This is a genomic window from Candidatus Krumholzibacteriia bacterium (assembly GCA_029865265.1).
Taxonomy (GTDB): domain Bacteria; phylum Krumholzibacteriota; class Krumholzibacteriia; order WVZY01; family JAKEHA01; genus JAKEHA01.
The window spans coordinates 62,053-82,320 of the sequence record JAOUHG010000001.1 but is presented as its reverse complement, the minus strand read 5'-3'; the positions used below and the strand labels follow the sequence as shown (position 1 = coordinate 82,320).

Below are 20,268 nucleotides of genomic sequence, written 5' to 3'. Positions count from 1 at the left end.
ACTCCGTCCCTGCCGCCGCGGGACAGCTGGGTATTGCGACGGCCGACCGGCGTGAGCCGCGCGCCGGATCCAGTGGCGGGGGTTGGTCCCCGGACGCGGCACGTCTGGCACTCTCAGGGGCATGACCGAACCTCACGCTTCCGGACAGAAACGATTCCTCGACCGGCTGCTGACGCCGTTCGCACCGGTCCGTCCCGGCGAGGGCCTGGACGCGATCCTGCTCATGCTCGCCGTGTTCCTGCTGCTTACGGCCTACTACATCATCAAAGTCGTGCGCGAGCCGCTCATCCTGGCCGGCGGGGGCGCGGAGTTGAAGAGCTACACCTCGGCGACCCAGGCGGTACTGCTGCTGTTCCTGATCCCCGTCTACAGCGGCATTGCCAACCGTGTGAACCGCATGCGGCTCATCGGCGGCTCCACCCTGTTCTTCCTTTCCAATCTGCTCATCTTCTACTCGCTCGCCCACGCCGGCGCGCCCGGCCTGGGGGTCGCGTTCTTCATCTGGGTGGGCATCTTCAACCTGATGATCGTCGCGCAGTTCTGGTCGTTCGCCAACGACGTGTACACGCCCGAACAGGGCCGTCGCCTGTTCGCCATTCTCGGATTCGGCCAGACCACGGGTGCCATCGTGGGCGGCGCCATCTCGCGCGCGCTCATCGGGGTGCTCGGCGTGTACGAGCTCATGCTGGTCGCCGCGGGATTGCTCGCACTCTACCTGTTGCTGGTATGGGTTGTGAACCGGCGCTCGGGACTGGCGGGCGCGGCGGACGGCGCAATCGCGGAAGCGCCCATGGCCGACCGACGCGGCGGATTCGCGATGGTGGCCCGCGACCGTTACCTGCTGCTCATCGGCCTGCTGCTGCTGGTGTTGAATTTCGTGAACACCAACGGCGAATACATACTGGGCCGGGTGGTTTCCGGCGAGGCCGCGCGTCTGGCCGCGGACGGCGCCACCGCCGGCCTGCCGCCGGAGGAATTCGTCAGACAGTTCATTGGCTCGTTCTATGCGGAGTATTTCACGTGGGTCAACGCGCTCTCCGCGGTCATTCAAATTTTTCTGGTTGCACGCATCCTGCAGCGCTTCGGTGTGCGGGTGGCGCTGTACGTACTTCCCCTGGTCGCGTTCGGTGCCTACGGTATTGTTGCCTTCCTGCCGGTACTGGCGCTGATTCGCGCCGCGAAAATCAGTGAGAACTCGCTCGACTACTCGCTCAACAACACCGCGCGGCACGCCCTGTTTCTCCCCACCTCGCGCGACGCCAAGTACAAGGCGAAGGCCGCCATCGACACCATCTTCGTACGCGCGGGCGATCTTCTGTCCGCGGGACTGGTGTTTGCGGGCACGCTGCTTGCGCTTGGGACGCGGCAGTTTGCGCTCATCAATATGGGACTGATCCTCATCTGGTTCGTGATTGTCGTGGGCATCGGACGGCGGCACCGCGCACTCGTGCCACGGGAGGAACTGCGTTGAAGCACCGCCCCGGTCGCGCTCTCTTCCTGGCCGGCGCGGCAATGCTCGCCTCTCATGGCGCCGCACATCCGGCGCACGCGACACCAGCGGCCGAGCGCGACAGCACGCTGGCGCCCGCGGGGCCGACCCTGAGCGTCACCGCGGGCGAGCACTACCAGGCGGGAAGCTTTCATCGCTTCCTGCTGGGCGCCGACTACCGCCACCTGTGGACCACTCCCATACAGATTCCGGAACTCGACCTGCACCGGTTCGCGGGCGGGCTGCGTCCGGTACGGCGGGTGGGCGGCCAGCAAACCCTCGGGCTGGCGATGAAAGGCGCGGATGGCCGCGACTATACCTTCCGCGGTCTCGACAAGGATCCCACCGAGATCCTTCCCGCCGAATTCCACGGCACCTTCGTGGACAAACTGCTGCAGGACCAGATCGCGTCCAGCTTTCCGGGTGGTGCGGTGGCGGTTTCACCGCTGATGGAGGCGGCCGGTGTGCTGCACACGCAGCCGTTCCTCGTGGTCATGCCGGACGACTCGCTGCTGGGCGAATTCCGCGAGACGTTTGCCGGACTGCCCGGCACCTTCGAGGAGTATCCGCGGCCGGCTGGCAACGGTAACCCCGGCTTTCGCGGCGCCACCGAGATCATCAACGGCGAGGAAATGTGGAAGCGCATGGATGCGAGCCCGGCCACGCGCCCGGACTCGCGCGCGTTCCTGATCGCGCGCCTGGTCGACCTGCTGGTTGGTGACTGGGATCGTCACCGTGGTCAATGGCACTGGGCGATGTTTTCCGGCGAGGAAAAGTGGCAACCCATTCCCGAGGACCGCGACCAGGCCTTCGTGCGTTTCGAGGGTTTCATTCCCGCCGCCGGACGCCAGCACCTGCCCCAGTTCGTGAGTTTCTCCGACACGTACCCGTCCATTGAAGGGCTCACCTGGAACGGCCGCGACGGCGACCGCCGCATTCTCGTCGACCTGGAGAAGCCGGCGTGGGAGCAGGCCGGCGCGGAGTTGAAGGCACGCATCACCGACGACGTCATCGCCTCCGCGGTGGCGCGCCTTCCCCAGGCGTATCGCGCGAAGGAGGGGGCGGCACTGGAGAAGGATCTGCGCAGCCGCCGCGATGCGCTACTGGAAGTGACGGACGCGTTCTATCGTTTTCTCGCGCGCGACGTGGACGTGCACGCCACTGATCAACCCGAACGCGTCACCGTGTCGCGCAAGGACAACGGCGACGTCGAGGTCACCGTAGCACTGGCAGCGGCGGACGCACCCTACTACCGGCGCACCTTCCACCCGAACGAGACCGGCGAGGTCCGCATCTATCTGGGGGGCGGCGCGGACAGCGTGGTCGCATCGGGCCGCCACGGTCAGATCACCGTGCGCGTCATCGCTGGCGGCGGCGCCGACTTCATCGACGACTCCGCCGGAACCGGCCTGCGCGTATCGGCTGCGCACGGCGAGAACCAGGTGCTGCGCGGGTCCGGAGCCCGCCTCGACACCCATCCCTACACCCCGCCCAAACGTGAGAAGGCGCAGTGGATTCCACCGCGCGACTGGGGGCGGCGCAACATCTTCATCCCGTTCATCGGAGGCAACAGCGATCTGGGGGTTCTATTCCTGGCAACGCTCGAGTCCGAAGGCTACGGCTTCCGCAAGGATCCCTACGCCGACCGTCAGAAGTTCCGCATCGGTTACGCGACGCGTGCCGGCGCCTTCGGGGGCGATTACCGCGGGGAGTTCCGCCGCGAGAACTCCCAGACGCGAACCGGGCTCTACCTGCGCGCCTCCGGTCTCGACTTCCTGCACTTCTACGGCTACGGAAACCAGTCCCCGGCGGATGAGGGCGAGGACTACTACAAGGTGAAGCACACCCAGTACGTCCTGGAACCATCCCTGACCGCTCCGCTAGGAGCAAGCTGGGCGGGAACCGTGCGCGTCAATGCGCAGTACGGTAAGACCGATCTCAACGAGGACCGCTACATCGCCGCCAATCCACCGTACGGCACGGAGGATTTCTTCCAGGTGGCGGCGGGCGCCGGCATCGCCTTCGATACGCGTGATTCCGACGCGGCGCCCTCGCGCGGCTTCTACCTGAGTGTCGACGGCAACGTGTTTCCCGAGGTGGGCGCGGTGGTGAGCACCTTTGGCGAGGTTCACGGTGAGGCCGCCTTCTACCAGCCAATTCCGTTGGGACCCGCTCCCACACTGGCGCTGCGCGCCGGCGGCAAACAGGTGTGGGGCACGTACCCGTGGCAGGAGGCCGCCTACATCGGCGGCGCGCGCTCGGTGCGCGGGTTCGCCCAGCAGCGCTTCGCCGGCGATGCGTCGGTTTATGGAAGCGCGGAATTGCGAATCCCGCTGGCGGGCATCTACGTGTTCGTGCCCGGGAACATCGGCGTGTTCGGGCTTGCCGACACCGGGCGCGTGTTTCTGGAGGGTGAGGATTCGAAGCGCTGGCACGCCGCGGGCGGCGGCGGGCTGTGGCTCTCGTTTGTCAGCCCGGAGAACACCATCAGCCTGTACGCGGCCGCAAGTGACGAAGGCACGCGCTTCTACCTGCACGCCGGCTTCTCGTACTAGCCGCCCCGCGCCCACCTATTGCCCGCGCGACGGGCTCATGCTAACCTCTTTCCTCACAATGGTGACACACCCGCCGGGACGCACTCCCGGTCGCGCGGCACCAAGGAGAGTGGCGTGGCCGCCGAATTCGACGTACGACCATCCGACCAGTCCAGTAACCCGAGCGATCCGTCCAACTTCGCCGATCTGGATTCGGGGACGCAACGGACCTCCTTCCGCGGACTCTCCGCGGCAGCGTGGATCTACGCGTCAATTTTCTTCCTCGGCTACGCGGCCGACACCTTCGTGCAAAGCGCCGCGGCGGGCCACTTCCGCTTCCTGCCCCCGTTCGACACCATCACCGCCGCCATTGCCATCGGTTACTCGCTGTTCGTCGCCTGGCGTTGCAGCCGCGCCACGTGCGAGGCGTGCTTCTTCGCGTCCATGGCCACGATCTTCCTGGTGGTGACCTCGCTGGGAATCGCGGTACAGGCGTGGGGCTGGGAGCAGGATCCCCGCTTCGACATCGAAACCGTGAGCTGGGTGGGCGTGTGGCTCGTCGCCTATCCCAGCATCGTCACACTGGGACCCCGACAGGTTCTGAGGGGATCCCTGCTGGCGTGGCTCACCGTGCCCTCCGTCGCCATTCTCTCGCTCGTCGTGCACGGACTGCCGGCGGGTTTCGAGGGATCACCGTGGATCGAAATTGTCAAACTGTCGGTGCCGGTTCTGTTGTGCGTGGGCGTCGGCTACGCCATTGCCTACCGCGTCTTCTGCCTGGCGCGCGATTTCTCCAAGGCGAAGCGTCTGGGAAGCTACCAGCTGACCGAGAAGATCGGCGCCGGTGGAATGGGTGAAGTTTGGCGGGCGAAGCACAAGATGCTCGCGCGCCCCGCGGCGGTAAAACTCATCCGCCCGCAGGCGCTGGGAAACGTGGACACGGCCGCCGCGCAGACCACGCTGCGTCGCTTCGAGCGCGAAGCCCAGGTGACGGCCATGCTGACCTCGCCTCACTCGATCCTGCTGTACGACTTCGGAACCGGCGACGACGGGGTGTTCTACTATGTCATGGAGCTCCTGGAAGGCCGTGACCTGAGATCGCTGGTGCAGGATGCGGGGCCACAGCCCGCGGAACGCGTGGTGCACTTTCTGCGCGCGGCCTGCGATTCGCTCGCCGACGCGCATCACCGCGGCCTGATTCACCGCGACATCAAGCCGGCCAACCTGTTCACGTGCCGACGCGGCCGTGAGTTCGACTTCATCAAGGTTCTCGACTTCGGTCTGGTCAAGACCGTCAACAGCGGCGGAGAGACCGCTTCGCACCTCACCGGTGACGGATCCACCAGCGGCACCCCCGGATTCATGGCGCCGGAAATGGTCACGGCGGAGGGTTCCGTCGACGGGCGCGCGGATATTTACGCGCTTGGTTGCGTGGCATACTGGCTGCTCACCGGACAACTCGTGTTCGAAGGCAAGAACGCCATGGCCATTCTGGTGCAACACGTCAAGGAGGAGCCGGCGCCGGTTTCTTCGCGCACCGAGATCGAAGTACCGCGCCGCCTGGAGGAGATCATCCACGCCTGCCTCGCCAAGCGGCCCGAAGACCGGCCGGACTCGGCCGCGGCGCTGGGCGCGGCGCTGGCCGAGGTGGCCGCGACACTGCCGCCCTGGACCCAGGAACGGGCCGGCAAGTGGTGGCAGACCAACCTCCCCCACCTGCATGCCGCTCCCCAGGCACGGCGCCACGACAGCACCGCTCCAACGGTGATCAATGCCTGACCCTGCGCGGCGGACAACCACCGCCTCGTTGACAACGGCGTCGGCGTGCGCGTTCGCCATCATCGCCACGCAGGTTGCGGGCAAGGCCACCCGCGACACGCTCTTCCTCACCAATTTCGACATTTCGGCGCTTCCGGTGATGCTGATCGCGTCGGCGCTCCTGTCCATCGGCGCGGTGCTGCTGTCCTCGCGTGCCATGACCATGCTGGGACCGGTGCGGGTCATTCCGCCGCTTTTCTTTTCGAGCGGCGTGCTCATCCTGGCCGAGTGGCTCCTCGCCACCCGCGACCTGAAGCTGGCGTCCGTGATCGTGTACCTGCACGTCGCCGTGATCGGCTCCATCCTGATTTCCGGTTTCTGGTCGATGGTCAACGAGCACTTCGACCCGCACACGGCCCGCCGCAACATCGGGCGCATCGTCGGCGGTGCGACCGCCGGCGGTCTTTTTGGTGGATTCCTGGCCGATCGCGTGGGCGCGTGGGCGGGAATGCTGTGGGTGCTGCCGGTCATTGCGGCACTCCACCTGCTGTGCGCTTTTCTCCTGCCGGGGCTGAAACCGGCGGATACGGCCGCACCCGCAACGTCGCTGCGCGACCTCTTCTCCGTGCGTCCCCGGAGCAGCAGCACGGAGTCCGGTCTGCAGGTGCTGCGCCGCGTCGGCTACCTGCGCAACCTCGCACTCATCGTCCTGCTGGGTAATATCGCCGCCACCCTCATCGACTTTCTGTTCAAGGCCCGCGCCACCGAGATCTTCTCGCGTGAATCGGATCTGATGACGTTCTTTGCCATCTTCTATACCGGCGTGTCTCTGGTGACACTGGCGGTGCAGTCGGGCATGACCCGGCGGCTGCTGGAGCGGATTGGCATCGCGAACACCATGGCCATTCGTCCCGCCGTGATGACGGTGGGCGGCTTGGCGATCCTGCCGCTGATGGGACCGGTGGGACTGGGCATCCTGCGGGGCGTGGAGGCGGTGTTGCAGAGTTCTCTCTTCCGCTCCGGTTACGAACTGCTCTTCACTCCGGTCGTTCCCCGGGACAAGCGCAGCGCCAAGACCTTCATCGACGTGGGCGCCGACCGCATGGGGGACATCGTGGGGGGCGGCCTGGTGCGCGCGGTGATTCTCCTGCCCGCCACCATATCCGGGCGGGTGCTCGTGATCCTGGCGGTGATGATCTCGGTGGCGGGCTTCATTGTGGCGCGGGCGCTTCGACGCGGTTACGTGCGCGCGCTCGAGCGGAGCCTGATCGACCGCGCCGACCAACTGAACATCGAGGATACGGTGGGAACGCGGTCGATGATGGATTCGTTTGCGGGCATCAACCTGTCGATGACGATCGACGGCGGCAGTCTGGACAAGCTACGCGCCGAGGCAGCGCCACAGCCGGATGCGTCCGCGGTGGCAACCAGCGATGCACCGCGTCCGGCGCCGTTCACCCCGCATGCCCCCGTGGACCCGGAACTGGCGCTGCTTCTCGAGCTGCGCTCCGGCGACGCCGGCCGTATCCAGGCCGCGCTGCGACAGAAGCGTTCCCTGACGCCGGTGGTGGCGGCACAGGTCATCTCGCTGCTCGCGTGGGACGAAGTGACGGGGTGGGCGTCGCGGGTGCTAGCGCGAGCGGCGCCCGGCATTACCGGACAGTTGATCGACCGCATGCTCGATCCCGTCGAGGACTTTGCGATCCGCCGCCGCATCCCCCGCGTCCTCTCCACCTGCGCGACGCCACGTGCATTCGACGGCCTGATGGCCGCGTTGCAGGACAAACGCTTCGAGGTGCGGTTCCAGGCCGCGCTCGCCATGGTCCGTATTCACGAGAATGCACCATCGCTTGCGTTGGATGAATCCGCCATCTATGCATCGGTATTGCGGGAGACCAGCGTGAAGAGGCAGCTGTGGGAGGACCAGCGCGTTCTGGATGAACCGGAGGGCGGCGACACGCCCTCGTTTCACGAGGAAGCATTGCGCGTGCGCGCCAATCGCAGCATGACCCACGTGTTTTCCCTGCTCTCACTGGTGCTGCCGCGTACGCCGCTGCAGATCGCCTACAAAGGACTGCTCACCGACGATGCCATGCTGCGCGGAACCGGGCTCGAGTACCTGGAGAGCGTTCTTCCGCGGGAGGTGTGGAGCAACCTGCAACCGTTGCTGGTGGATACGCGGGAGACGACGCCGGCTTCGCGATCGCGCGAGGAGGCCCTGGAAGCCCTGCTCCGCTCCAGCGAATCCATCGAGTTGAACCTCGCCGAGTTACGCCGCCGCGTCAACGAGCCGTAGCGGTCAGCGGACGGTTTCATCCCGGGTACTCGGCCTGTCAGTGGCATTCAGAATATTCTCGAACCGCGCCACCAACTCACCCACGTTGCGCACGACGTCGAACATCGATTCCACCCGTGCCCGTCCCGCGCGGCCCAGCGCGCTTCCCCGCGCCGGATCCCGCAGCAGCGCTTCGATGGCATCGGCGAGTGCCGCCGCATCGTGTGGCGGAACCAGCAGGCCGGTCTCCCCGTCGATGACGAGTTCGGGGATTCCGGAAATCGGCGTCGACACCACCGGCACTCCCAGCGCCAGGCTCTCGATGAGGATGTTGGGAATGCCGTCCATGTATCCGCCCCGCGTCTCAATGCATGGCAGCACGATCATGGCCGACGTACGCATGCGCTCTACGAGATCCTCGTGCGGCATCGATCCCACCAGCGTCACCGCGTCACCCAGGCCGTGGCGCGCAATTTCCTGCTGGAGCCGGGTGCGCTGCTCGCCCTCGCCCACCATCTCGATCTGAAACGGCACCCCGCGGGTGCGCAGCAACGCCGCCGCCTCGACCAGCACCATCAGCCCCTTCTTCTCCACCAGGCTGCCGCCCGCGACGATGCGCAGTGCGTCGCGCCGGTTGGACGACACGTAGCGCGAGAGATCAAGGCCGTGATAGTTGCGCCAGATCTTGTGGCGGTCGGCGTCCGTCCGGCAGAAACGTGCCAGCACCGTGGTATTGAAGGCCGTACATGTGGCCACGAATTCGGCACCCGAAATCTTGCGCGAGAGCGCGGCCTGGTTGACGGGAACGAAGATGTCCCACGCGTGACCGGTGAAGCTGTACGTGATACCGAGCACCCGCGCCGCAAAGACGGCGAACGTTGTTGGAATATTGGCAAAGTGCGCGTGGACATGCACGACACGCCCGCGCTCCATCTCACGGGTGAAGAGAAACATCTTGGGCTTCGCCACGAGCATCTTGAGGACGGCCGACGGATACCTCGCCTGGTCCGCCATGTTGGCGAGGAGAAATCCGAGGCCCCTCAGCATGCCGAGCGGATGCCGCACGGCCAGCGAAAAGAACGCGCCGAAATGCGCCAGCCCGATCCACGGCGCGTAATGGGTCTTCTCCAGGAACGGCAGGGCGTCCGCGTGCAGCCTTCCCTTCGGCCGGGGGCGGACGGAGAACACCGACACCGGGATGCCGCGGCGCTCCATCTCCATCACTTCGCGCAGAACGAACGTCTCGGTGAGCTTGGGGAATCCGGCCGCCACGTACGCAACGCGGCCTCGGCGTGGCTGCGTGCTCATGACGCGGCGGCCTCCACGCGGCTTCCGCTGCGCAGCCACACTTCCAGGCACAGCAACACCCACACCGGGAGCGCAAAGCGATCCTCACCCCGGAGAAAGCGCCCCGCCAGCGCGCTCACCACGCGCGACTCCAGCCACTGCGCGGAGAGCGCGGCCGGGTCCAGCAGGTTCTCCTCCATGTAGCCACGCAGGCTGCCACGCATCCACACGCCTATCGGTGGCGTGAATCCGTGCTTGCGGCGGTTGATGATATCGGGCGGCAGGACACCCTCCGCCGCCGCCTTGAGCAGCACCTTGCTGCGCCCGCCGCGGTGCTTCCACGCCGCGGGAAAACCACTCACCTGTTCGACGATGCGGTAGTCGAGGAACGGTACCCGCGCCTCCAGTGAGGCGAGCATCGACATCTTGTCGACCTTCATGAGCAGATCGTCGGGGAGCCACTCCAGCGTGTCGGCGCGCAGCGACGCATTGAGACCGTCGGCGCCAGAGAAGTGCGCCGCCACGCGCGCCTCCAGGTGGTCGGGGGGCAGTTGCGCGGCTATCTCCGGCCGCAGCAGCGCGCCGCGCAGTTCGGGTGGCATCACCGAGCGCAGGAACACGAAGCTCGCCGCCGAATCCATGGTGGCGGCGTCGAGCGCCCTGGCGTAACGCCGTCCCGCCACCGGCTTCCCCACCGCCCGCAGCGCGCGGCGCGCGCCCGGCGGCAACCACACCACCTTGTCGCGCATGGCCTCGAAGCGGTAGCGGTTGTAGCCCGCGAAGAGTTCATCGGCTCCCTCGCCGGTAAGCGCCACCGTCACGTGCTCGCGCGCGAAGCGCGACAACAGATACGTCGGCACCGCCGCCGGGTCCGCGAGCGGCTCGTCCAGCTGCGCCGCCACCACCGGCAGCAGCGAGCGCATGTCCAGCGCCGAGACGGTGAGCGTCTTGTGGTCGGTCTTCAAGTGCTCGGCCACGCGCGCGGCATACGGAAGCTCCGAATACCAACCCTCGGTCTCGAAACCGATGGAGAAGGTCTGCACCGGCCGGTCCATCGCCTTCGCCATGGCCGCCACCACCAGGCCGGAGTCGATACCGCCGGAGAGGAACGCGCCCAGCGGCACGTCGCTCATCAATCGCACGCGCACCGCGTCGTCGAACAGCGCGCGAAACTCGTCGCGCGCGCGGTTGAAGGAACGCGGCGCGGGGGCGGGTTCGAGTGTCCAGTACGGCTCGATGGTGATTTCGCCGGATTCCGCCACCAGCGTGTGGCCGGCGGGGAGCTTGTGGATGCCGCGGTAGATGGTGCGTGGTCCGGGAACGTATTGCAGCGCCAGGTAGCCGTCGAGCGCGACCGGGTCCACCGTGGTATCCACCCCGGGACACTGCAAGAGCGCCTTCATCTCGGAGGCGAACGCCAGCGCGCCGCCAGCCAGCTCCGCGTAGTAGAGCGGCTTGATGCCCAGGCGGTCGCGCACCAATACGAGCCGCTGGCGCGGGGCGTCCCACAGCGCAATGGCGAACATCCCGTTCAGCTTGCGCGGAAAGGAGAGTCCGTCCTCCTCGTAGAGGTGGACGATGCTCTCGGTATCCGTGCGCGTGCGGTAGCGATGGCCCTTCTGCTCGAGATCGGCGCGCAGCGCGGCGTGGTTGTAGATCTCGCCGTTGAATATGGTCCAGACGGTGCCGTCCTCGTTGGCAATGGGCTGGTGGCCGGTGGAGAGGTCGACGATGGAGAGGCGGCGATGACCCAGGAAGGCTGGCGCAGCGGCGTGGAAGCCCTCGTCGTCGGGGCCGCGGTGGCGGATGGAATCTGCCATGCGCTTCACGCACGCGCCGGCCTGTTGGGGGTCGAGATCGCCCAGGAGTCCGCAGATACCGCACATGGCGGGGACTCTACCAGAGGCAACGCGCTTCAGACTACGGCGATAAGGGCAGGTTCTTGCGCTCCATGTAGGCCAGGTACATCGGGCATGGATCCCAGATGGGCGATCCGCACATGCCGTGCATGGTGCAGTCGAACTGCACCATCGACTCGCTCCCCTCGGCGGTGTGCTTGAAGCGGGCGGTGACAGTGACCATGCGGTCACACTGCGGGCAGCGGAAACGGTCCTCGTGGCTTTGCTGATCCTTGGTGTCCTTCACGCGGCTCCTCCTTGCGGGTAACCGGTGCCAGGCGCGGCCTGCCAGGCGGGTGGCTCGTGCGGCACCCTCAGTATAGCGCAAATCCACCCGCGCGGCCCACGATCGTTTCACGCGCCCCTTCCAGCGTCCGCACCACCCGGCCCGGCGGCGCCCGCGCCCGGGCCCTCCGTGTACAGGTGCACGTCGCGCTGCGGGAAGGGAATGGAGATTCCCTCCTTGTCGAAGCGCATCTTCACCGTGCGCGTCAGATCCCAGTACACCTCCCAGTAGTCCGTGGTGACCACCCACGGCCGCACCACGAAGTTGACGGAGGAATCCCCCAGCTCGTGCAGGCGCACCACCGGCTCCGGGGTTTCCAGCACGTTGGGGTGTGCCTTGACGATCTCCATGAGCACCGCCTCCGCGCGGGGAATGTCGTCGCTGTAGGAGATGCCGAACTTGAGGTCCACGCGCCGCCGGTCCTGGGTGTTGATGTTCTTGATCACGTCGCCCCAGATCTTGCTGTTGGGCACGATGATGGTCTGGTTGTCGAAGGTGAGGATGGTGGTCGACACCAGGCTCATATGACTGACGACGCCCGTTACGCCCCCCGCCTCCACCGCGTCGCCCTCATCGAAGGGCTTGTAGAAGAGAATCATCACGCCGGAGGCAAAATTGGCGAGCGTGTCCTGCAGGGCAAAACCCACAATGAAGCCCGCCACGCCCAGACCGGCCAGAAGCGGCGATAGCGAAACGCCGAACTGGGATAGCGCCACGAGTATTCCGAAGAGCAGAATCAGGTTCTTCACCACTTTGGACACCATGCTGCGCATGAGCTGCGAGGTCTGCACCGGGGACTTGTCGAGGCTTCGGACCACCGCCTTCCGCGCCAGCCTTCCGAGTATTCGAAACGCGAACACGATGATCGCGAAAATGATCAACTTGAGAACGAGGCCCGGCGCCTCGCCCATCAGCCAGTCGCGCAGGCGCACCAGCCCCCGCTCCAACAGGCTGAGCGCCACCTTGCGATCGCCCAGGCCGCGAAACAGTTCTCCGGTTGCCTCGACCAGCAGGGTTCGGTACTCGGTTACGTCAAGACCAAGCCCGCTCATCGTGGTCGAAATCCGCTCCAGGCTGGCAACGTAGTTATCGATGGCGTTCTGCGCGGCGGTCGCGGCTTCCTGCGAGCGCGTGTCCGCCGTTTTCTGCATGGCTCGCTTGGAGTACTTCTGCCGATTCTCCATGGCCAGCCGGAGTTTCCCCGAGAGGAGCTCAGCGCGCTCGCTGATGTGCCGCACCAGCTTGCTCCGTTCGGCGGCGACGTCGTCACCGACTTGTTCGTAGATGGCGATATACTTTGCCTTGGCGCCGTATATGCCATCGAGTTCAGCGTTGAGGTCCGCGATATCCGTTTCCAGCACGCGCAGTTCCGCGGCGGGTGCCCGCCGGGCCCCGTTTTCCACCACCCCCAGTTGCTTGGTGAGGTCGGTGCGCATGAAGTCCAGAGCCGCCGGGATGGGAGCCTGGATGTCGGCCAGGTACGCGCGCAGCCGCGACGCATCGCCCCCGGCCTGCTCCTGCCGTACCACGATATCGGCCATATGTTTCACGTCATCCAGCGCAGCGATCAGGATGCTCGCACGGCGCCGGAAGATGACCAGGCTGTCTTCGCCCGCCAGAGAGTTGAGCCGGCTGGTCAGGCCGCGAATCTCCGCGCGCGCGCGATCCAGCTTTGCAAGCGCCGAATCGGCTTCGGCGGTGAACGCATCGTTTGGTTGCGCTGCGGGGTTCGTGGCGAATGCACCGCCCGCTATGAGCAGCATGGCGGTCACGAGAATCTTCCAGGTCATGCAGGGCCTCCGCGTGGGATCTGAAGTGTGATGGTCATGGGTTGTGCCGCTGAACTTAACACGGTAACCGATGAATTTCCGCCGTTTCGTGCCCCGATCGGACCAGGCCGCGATTCCGCACCTATCTAGCTGTCATCTAATGGCTTACATCCCACGGCCCGGCGTGCCCGGAGCCGCCATCCCGTGCGCGACAACTTGCGGCGGTGGCGGCAGCGCGGCATACGTTGCGAAGACGCGCGATTTTTGGGATACTGTGGAAGTCCTCGAAAGCACGAGCCCTTTGAGAAAGGAACACGGTGGCACGGAAAACAAACTACAGTTTCGAAAAACGTCAGAGAGAAGCAAAGAAGAAGAAGAAGAAAGCAGAAAAGCTCGAGAAGAAGCGCATGAAGGCGGCCGGACTGGATGGTACGCCCACCGAGGGTGCCGACGTGGAAGCCGTCGATCAGGAAGCGGCGTCGGCCGAAGAATCGGAAACCTCGTCCGAGAGCCGGTAGCACGTACCGCGTCGATTGGTGGGAGTCCCCCCGCCCGACCCCGAAGAAATCATTGCGTTGAAGCGGCCCGCGCACACCGGCGGGGCGCTCCGCTTGCCTTGGTGCAGGTCTTGCATCTTATCCCTCCGGAACCAACCGTACCCGGACAATTCTGCCCAGTTTCCAGCGGCCGCGAGGCGTCGAGGTGAATCGTGGAAACCCTTATCAAGGATGATATTAAGTCGTCGGCCGAGCCGGCCGCCAAGCCCGTCCGCCAGATCCCCGAGCGGGGCGAGGAGATCGACGAACTTCTGCGCATCAAGCGCGCCCACCGGTTCGATGCTGGCCAGGTTCCCTGTCCCAGTTGCACGGTGGTGGTCGACATGACCATCAACCGCTGCCCGTTCTGCGAATCCGACATCGCCGCGGAGACCGCTCTGGCTCGCGAGACGACGCGGCGACTGCGCGAACTCTCCGGCGAGCTCGACCTGGAGCACGCCGCACGGACCCACGAAGATGAACCCGCGCAGCGCGGCTTCTTCGCACGCCTGAAGTACCTCTTCGAGGGCGACCCCGAACCCGATCCCGCCGACGCCATGAAGGTGGATCCGCACGCCAGGCGCCTGCTGGGTGTCGTTTCTCCGGGGGACTCGCTCAAGGTGCTCGAAGAAGAGGGGCCGTGGCTCAAGATCAAGACGGCCGGCGGCGCCATCGGCTGGGTGTACTCCACGGTGCGCAAGGACGCCTGATCCCCTGCTGTAGCCCGCTGGTACAGGCTGTGCAGGTACCCTCCTGAGACACGCCATGGAGGCCCATGGCGGTCGTTGCTGTCCGATTGCTTCCCGGGAACAGCATGCACCATGGTCGGCGAAGTGCCGTTTTGCGTCTCCTTCCCCCGGGTATCGCAGATTTTACGGCGATGCGATGCCCCATCGCCCGGCATCCGACGAAAGGACCAGCCATGAAGCGACAGCTTTCCGCGCGCGCCACCCTGGCCCTCATGGCGATCACGCTGGCCGTCAACCTCCCGGGACACGACACCCCGCTCAATAGTATGGAAGCGACGGCGGGCATCGCGCAGATGCCCCCGGGTACCGCGGCGTTGCGCGCCTATCTCAACCCCGAAACCGGCGGGATCGATGTGGGTGTGGCACCCGCCTCCGAACCCGGCCTCGACGCGGAGACCCAGAACGCGCTGCGGCGCGACACCATCGGACTGGTCGAGGTTCACCACCCCGATGGCTCGGTCTCGATCGATCTGCAGGGTCGCTTTCAGTGCGCGTCGGTGGCGCGTGTCGACGAATCCGGAAAGATCATCGTGTGCACGGACCACGTCGACGGCGCAACCCATGCGCTCCACGGCGACGCCTCCAGCAGCCCAAAGCCGGAGGTGAAGTGATGCGGCGCATCCTCACGCTCACGGCGGCATTCGTGATCGCAATGGCGCACGCGGCGAGTGCGGCGACCATCGTGGTCGTCAACCTCGACGGCGCCGGCGAGGGCTTCAACGACCCGACACCTGCGGCACCGGTGGGTGGCAATCCCGGCACCACCGTGGGTCAGCAGCGCCTCAACGTCTTCCAGGAAGCGGCAAACATCTGGGGCGGGCTCCTGCCCAGCGACGTCACCATCTACGTCGACGCCCAGTTCAACCCGCAAACCTGTACGTCGACCAGTGCGGTGCTTGGGTCGGCGGGACCGCGCAGCGTGTTTCGCGATTTCTCGGGCGCGGAGTACACCAACACCTGGTACCACGTGGCGCTGGCCAACAAGCTCGCCGGTGTCGACCTCACCGCAATCAGCGACATCAACGCCACCTTCAACAGCAACCTCAACGGCAACCCGGGGTGTCTGGGTGGGGCGAGCTGGTACTACGGCTTCGATGGCAACGAAGGCGCGGACGTCGAGTTGTTGCCGGTGGTGCTGCACGAACTCGGGCACGGCCTGGGATTCAGCACGCTGGTGGGACCGAACGGTGCGGAATCCACCAACGTCCCGGACCTGTACGAGCGCTTCATCCGCGACAACACCCAGGGCACCACCTGGGACAACCTGACGCAACAGCAGCGGGCCGCGTCCGCCATCAACACCGGCAACGTGGTGTGGAACGGTTCTTTTGTTGCCGCGCATGCGGGGCAGTACCTGGGCGGAACGCCCAAGATGTTCGTGAACAGCCCGGGTTCGCTCCCCGCCACCATTGCACTGGGGCTGGCGTCATTCGGACCCGGACCGAGCGAGCCGGGCGTTACCGGCAATGTGGTGCTGGCTGACGACGGCACCGGCACGATCAGCGACGGGTGCGAACCGCTCGTCAATGTGGGGCAGATCAGCGGCAACATCGCGCTGATCGATCGTGGCACGTGCACCTTCGTGAGCAAGGCACTCGCCGCGCAGGCGGCCGGCGCAATCGCGGTGGTCGTCGTCAACAACGTTTCCGGCGCGCCCCCGGCCATGGGCGGCACAGACCCGACGGTGGTGATTCCGGTGGTGAGCGTGTCGCTGGCGGACGGCAACGCCATCAAGGCCGAACTGGGCACGGGCGTCAACGTGACCATCGGGCTCGATCCCGGCGAACTGGCCGGCGCGGACACAAGCGGGCGTGTGAAACTCTATGCGCCCAACCCGTACGAGGGTGGTTCGTCGATCTCGCACTTTGACGTGTCGGCGTTTCCAAACCTGCTCATGGAGCCCGCCATCAACGACAACCTGTCGAGCAGCGTGGACCTGACCCTGGCGCTCTTTACCGACCTCGGCTGGCTGGACGAGCTCCCGACCGGTGCGCGGCCGGTGGCACCGCGGGTTACGCTCTCCAACTATCCGAATCCCTTCAACCCCTCCACCACGATTCGCTACGAGGTGGCTCCCTCGCAGGAGGTCGCGCTCGCCATCTTCGACGTAAGCGGACGCCTGGTGCGGACGCTCGACGCGGGTGCAAAGTCGCAGGGCATGCACCAGACGACGTGGGACGGCCGTGACCATCGCGGTCGCCCGGTCGCCTCGGGCGTGTACTACGCGCGTCTGTCGAGCCCAACGCAAACACTCACGCGCAAGGTCGTTCTTCTGAAGTAGCAACGGGATTCGTCGGGACGATTGCAGGCCCAGTCACCGTGCGGAGGCTCGCCGGTGGCCGGGTCTCTTCTTGCGAAGCACGCTGATCCTGAACGGAAAATGTACTATGATGAGAGGCAATGACCGCCCACCTCCCCATCCTGATAGTTGCCATCGCGCTTCGCGTGGCGACGGTTGCCGATGCGGGCGCCACCACGCCGCTGCGCCTTCCGCCTGCGCCACGCATCGTGGCCATCGGCGATCTGCACGGCGACCTCGACGCCACCCGCCGCGCGCTCAGGCTGGCCGGCGCCGTCGACACAAATGATCGCTGGACCGGCGGCAACCTGGTGGTGGTTCAAACCGGCGATCAGGTGGATCGTGGCGACGACGAGCAGGCGATCCTCGATCTCTTCTCACGGCTGGCACAGGAAGCCGCCCGGGCGGGTGGCGCCGTGCACGCGCTCAACGGTAACCACGAGTTGATGAATACCGCCCTCGACTTCCGTTATGTGACGCCCGGCGGGTACGCGGACTTCGTGGACGCGGTAACCTACGACAACGCGGATGCAAGTATGGCGAGCTTTCCGGACTCGATGCGGGCGCGGGTCGCGGCCTTTCGTCCGGGGGGAGACTATGCGCGCGATCTCGCGCGACGGAACGTCGTAATCATCATCGGTGACAATGTCTTCGTCCACGGTGGCGTCCTCCCCGAGCACGTTACATACGGACTCGACCGGATCAATACCGAGGTGCGGGCCTGGCTGCTCGGCGAAGGGCCGATGCCCGAAATCATCCTCGCGCGTGGAAGCCCGGTGTGGGCCCGCGATTACTCGGACGAACCCGACGCCACCGATTGCGCCGCGCTGCAGCGGGTGCTGGACTCCCTGGCCGCAAAGCGTATGATCGTGGGGCACACGGTGCAGGAGCAAGGCGTGCGCTCGTACTGCGACGGGCGCGTGTGGTGCATCGACACCGGCATGGCCGCCTGCTACGAGGGCAACGTCGAAGTCCTTGAGATCATCGGAGACTCGTTGCGGGTCCTCGCACCGGAGGTGGAACCCGCGCACTAGAAACATGGCCGCGCCTTCATGCCAACCGGCAGGATCGAGAGATATCAGCCATGAGAAGGGGCGCGCTCGCCGTCATTTTTCTGATGACGGTTTCGTTGACCGGTCTGGAGTTCGTCTGGACGCGGTTGTTTTCCGCCGAGTTCTTCTACACCTTCGCGTTTCTCACGTTGTCGCTCGCCGTCATGGGGCTGGGGTTCGGTGCCCTGGCCCTTCGACTTTTCAAGTTTCTCGGGGATGACCGCTGGTTCGGACTGTCGATGTCCGCCGGGGCCGCCGCGGCCCTCGCGGGGCCTCCATTGGTGTTCAAACTGGGCCTGGACTTCAGTCTGCTCTTCAGCAGTTGGGTGATGATCGGGAAGCTTGCCGTTACCACCGCCCTGTTGAGCGCGTCCTTTTTTTTCGGCGGCATCGTGCTGGCCAAGTATTTTCGTAACGACCACGATAGTCTCCCGTCGTTGTACATGGCGGATCTGGTTGGCGCCGGTGCGGGCGTGGTACTGGCCGTGGTGCTGATGAACGGCATCGGTGCACAGGTGGCAACTTTCTGGGTCAGCTTTCCGTTGATCGTGGCTGCGTTCATCGCCAGCCGGCGCTGGATGAAGCTGTTGCCGGTGGCGCTCGGCGTGGGACTCCTGGTTGTCAACGGTTCCGCCGGATCGCTGCTGGAAGTGCCACGCGAGGAGCGCGCGCCCGTCATCTACAAGCACTGGGACGCCATGGCCAAGATCAAGATCTACGACTTTGATGGACAGTATCGCGGCATCAACATCGACAACGTGGCCAACACGCCGTTGATACCGTTCGACGGAGACTGGGACGCCTGGTACGCGGACTCGACCAACTCGCAGTGGGACATCGACATCGGTTATCTGGTGGGTCTGTTCGATCGCTGCACGTTCCTGTCGCTGGGCTCCGGAGGCGGTATGGACGTCCTGCAGGCGCTCGACCAGGGCGCCGCCGAGGTGCACGCGACCGAGGTGATACCGCAGATCAACCGGCTGCTGCTGGAGGGTGACCCCGCGGGGTACGTTGTCCGGGATTCTTCCGTCACCGACTCGACCGGGCGCCTCATTCTTACCCCGGAGTACACCGGGTACCTGTACCGGGACCCGCGGGTGACGGTGGTGACCGAGGATGCGCGCACCTATGTGCGCCGGCACCGGCAGAAGTTCGACGTGATCTACTCGCTCAGTTCCAACACCTGGGCCGCGCTGGGATCCGGCTCCTTCGCGCTGGCCGAGAACTACATATTCACCACGGAGGCGTTTCAGGACTACTGGAACGCGCTGACGCCCGGCGGGTTTCTGTCCATGGAACACCAGGTATACGTGCCGCGGCTGGTGTCGGAGGTGATCGACGCCCTGGATGACCTGGGGATCGACGAACCCCGCGATCACTTCGCGGTCTATGATCTTCCCAAGATGCGGCGCAAACTCATCCTGCTGTCAAAGCGGCCCCTCACCGACGAACTTCGCAACAACGCCTATGGGCCGCTTACCCCGGATCGCTACGAGGACATCCATCTCCTGTACCCGGCGCCGGATTCACTCAGGGGCAATCTCATCAACCAGATCGTGCTGAACGGATGGCAGGCGGAGGCGGACTCGTCGGCGATCGACCTGTCTCCGGCCACGGATGACCGGCCGTTCATCGCGCACATGGGGCTGTGGAAGAACCTCACCCGGGATAGCGCCGCAAAGGTCAGTCAGTACGCGGAGTTCACCGGCTTCCCCATGTCGAGCCTGATCCTCGTCATCGTGCTCGCGGTTGTCATGGTGGTGGCTCTTCCCCTTTGTCTTCTTCCCTACGCGCTCAAGGGCGAAAAACTGCGGCTGGTACCGTGGTTGTACTTCTGCGTGATCGGGGTGGCGTTCATGATGGTGGAGGTGGTGCTGATCCAGCGCTACACGCTGTTCATCGGGGCGTCCACGTACAGCATCGCGGTTGTCCTGTTCACGTTGCTGCTCGCCTCCGGCATCGGGAGCCGTTTTTCGGGGCGCGTGGGCGCGGTCACCGCCTTCGCCGGGATCGCCGCGTGGCTGTTGCTGGAAATCGTGGTGTTCCGGCAGCTCACCAACGGGCTGGTGCACCTGTCGCTGCTGCCGCGCGTTCTGGCAAGCTGCATGATCGTGTTTCCGCTGGGCTTCTTCATGGGCATGCCGTTTCCCAGGGCCGGCGTGCGCGTGAAGGAGCTTGTCGACTGGGGTTTCGCCGTGAACGGCGTGGCATCGGTGCTGGGCGCAACCGTCGCCGTGGCGCTCGCGTTCACGCTGGGGCTGAGCGCCACGCTGGCGATCGCCGCTTTGCTGTACCTGGCCGCATTCGCGCTGCTGGGGATGGAGTCGCGATGGTAG

14 protein-coding genes are annotated in these 20,268 nt (G+C 65.6%); 10 read left to right on the top strand and 4 right to left on the bottom strand.

Annotated features, from left to right (window positions below):
• Positions 1-121 precede the first annotated feature (121 nt).
• The 4 genes from OEX18_00290 to OEX18_00275 all read left to right on the top strand — a co-directional run bounded on the left by OEX18_00290 (position 122) and on the right by OEX18_00275 (position 8,077).
• Entirely contained in the window at positions 122-1,471 is a 1,350-nt protein-coding gene (locus tag OEX18_00290) for a translocase (GenBank protein MDH4335700.1), read from the top strand.
• Positions 1,468-4,044: an outer membrane protein assembly factor gene (locus OEX18_00285; protein ID MDH4335699.1), complete on the top strand. Its 2,577-nt coding sequence runs from the start codon at positions 1,468-1,470 to the stop codon at positions 4,042-4,044. Before OEX18_00290 ends, OEX18_00285 begins: the two co-directional genes overlap by 4 nt.
• Before the next feature lie 114 nt (positions 4,045-4,158).
• The gene (locus tag OEX18_00280) at positions 4,159-5,802 is read left to right on the top strand and encodes a serine/threonine protein kinase (protein MDH4335698.1); all 1,644 of its coding nucleotides are present in this window, start codon (positions 4,159-4,161) and stop codon (positions 5,800-5,802) included.
• 28 nt (positions 5,803-5,830) lie between these two features.
• On the top strand, positions 5,831-8,077 hold the full coding sequence (locus OEX18_00275; protein MDH4335697.1) for a hypothetical protein: 2,247 nt from the start codon (positions 5,831-5,833) through the stop codon (positions 8,075-8,077).
• Positions 8,078-8,080: 3 nt separating this feature from the next.
• On the opposite strand, the gene OEX18_00270 is transcribed toward OEX18_00275, so the two are convergent.
• The 4 genes from OEX18_00270 to OEX18_00255 form a co-directional block, all read right to left on the bottom strand.
• Positions 8,081-9,364, bottom strand: a complete 1,284-nt coding sequence (locus OEX18_00270) for a glycosyltransferase (protein ID MDH4335696.1) — start codon at positions 9,362-9,364, stop codon at positions 8,081-8,083.
• Complete coding sequence (gene asnB, locus OEX18_00265) at positions 9,361-11,229, bottom strand: asparagine synthase (glutamine-hydrolyzing) (protein ID MDH4335695.1); 1,869 nt, start codon at positions 11,227-11,229, stop codon at positions 9,361-9,363. Before asnB ends, OEX18_00270 begins: the two co-directional genes overlap by 4 nt.
• Positions 11,230-11,263: 34 nt before the next feature.
• Positions 11,264-11,488, bottom strand: a complete 225-nt coding sequence (locus tag OEX18_00260; GenBank protein MDH4335694.1) for a hypothetical protein — start codon at positions 11,486-11,488, stop codon at positions 11,264-11,266.
• Between the two features lie 107 nt (positions 11,489-11,595).
• Positions 11,596-13,317, bottom strand: coding sequence for a mechanosensitive ion channel family protein (locus OEX18_00255; GenBank protein MDH4335693.1), 1,722 nt, complete (start codon positions 13,315-13,317; stop codon positions 11,596-11,598).
• 296 nt (positions 13,318-13,613) lie between these two features.
• Between OEX18_00255 and OEX18_00250 the strand changes: the two genes are divergently transcribed.
• The 6 genes from OEX18_00250 (at position 13,614) to OEX18_00225 (ending at position 20,268) form a co-directional block, all read left to right on the top strand.
• On the top strand, positions 13,614-13,814 hold the full coding sequence (locus OEX18_00250) for a hypothetical protein (GenBank protein MDH4335692.1): 201 nt from the start codon (positions 13,614-13,616) through the stop codon (positions 13,812-13,814).
• A 191-nt stretch (positions 13,815-14,005) separates the two neighbouring features.
• The gene (locus OEX18_00245) at positions 14,006-14,542 is read left to right on the top strand and encodes an SH3 domain-containing protein (GenBank protein ID MDH4335691.1); all 537 of its coding nucleotides are present in this window, start codon (positions 14,006-14,008) and stop codon (positions 14,540-14,542) included.
• 212 nt (positions 14,543-14,754) lie between these two features.
• The gene (locus OEX18_00240; GenBank protein MDH4335690.1) at positions 14,755-15,192 is read left to right on the top strand and encodes a hypothetical protein; all 438 of its coding nucleotides are present in this window, start codon (positions 14,755-14,757) and stop codon (positions 15,190-15,192) included.
• A complete protein-coding gene (locus tag OEX18_00235; GenBank protein ID MDH4335689.1) occupies positions 15,192-16,862 on the top strand; it encodes a T9SS type A sorting domain-containing protein in 1,671 nt (556 codons plus the stop codon). The genes OEX18_00240 and OEX18_00235 overlap by 1 nt, the downstream gene beginning before the upstream one ends.
• 119 nt (positions 16,863-16,981) lie before the next feature.
• A complete protein-coding gene (locus tag OEX18_00230) occupies positions 16,982-17,914 on the top strand; it encodes a metallophosphoesterase (protein MDH4335688.1) in 933 nt (310 codons plus the stop codon).
• Between the two features lie 50 nt (positions 17,915-17,964).
• Positions 17,965-20,268 (top strand): hypothetical protein, encoded by a 2,304-nt coding sequence (locus tag OEX18_00225; protein ID MDH4335687.1) that lies wholly within the window; start codon positions 17,965-17,967, stop codon positions 20,266-20,268.

Coding starts and splice junctions, on each gene's coding strand:
- OEX18_00235 (MDH4335689.1), top strand. CDS start 15,192: ATGCGGCGCATCCTCACGCTCACGGCGGCATTCGTGATCGCAATGGCG.
- OEX18_00240 (MDH4335690.1), top strand. CDS start 14,755: ATGAAGCGACAGCTTTCCGCGCGCGCCACCCTGGCCCTCATGGCGATC.
- OEX18_00230 (MDH4335688.1), top strand. CDS start 16,982: ATGACCGCCCACCTCCCCATCCTGATAGTTGCCATCGCGCTTCGCGTG.
- OEX18_00290 (MDH4335700.1), top strand. CDS start 122: ATGACCGAACCTCACGCTTCCGGACAGAAACGATTCCTCGACCGGCTG.
- OEX18_00270 (MDH4335696.1), bottom strand. CDS start 9,364: ATGAGCACGCAGCCACGCCGAGGCCGCGTTGCGTACGTGGCGGCCGGA.
- OEX18_00225 (MDH4335687.1), top strand. CDS start 17,965: ATGAGAAGGGGCGCGCTCGCCGTCATTTTTCTGATGACGGTTTCGTTG.
- asnB (MDH4335695.1), bottom strand. CDS start 11,229: ATGTGCGGTATCTGCGGACTCCTGGGCGATCTCGACCCCCAACAGGCC.
- OEX18_00255 (MDH4335693.1), bottom strand. CDS start 13,317: ATGACCTGGAAGATTCTCGTGACCGCCATGCTGCTCATAGCGGGCGGT.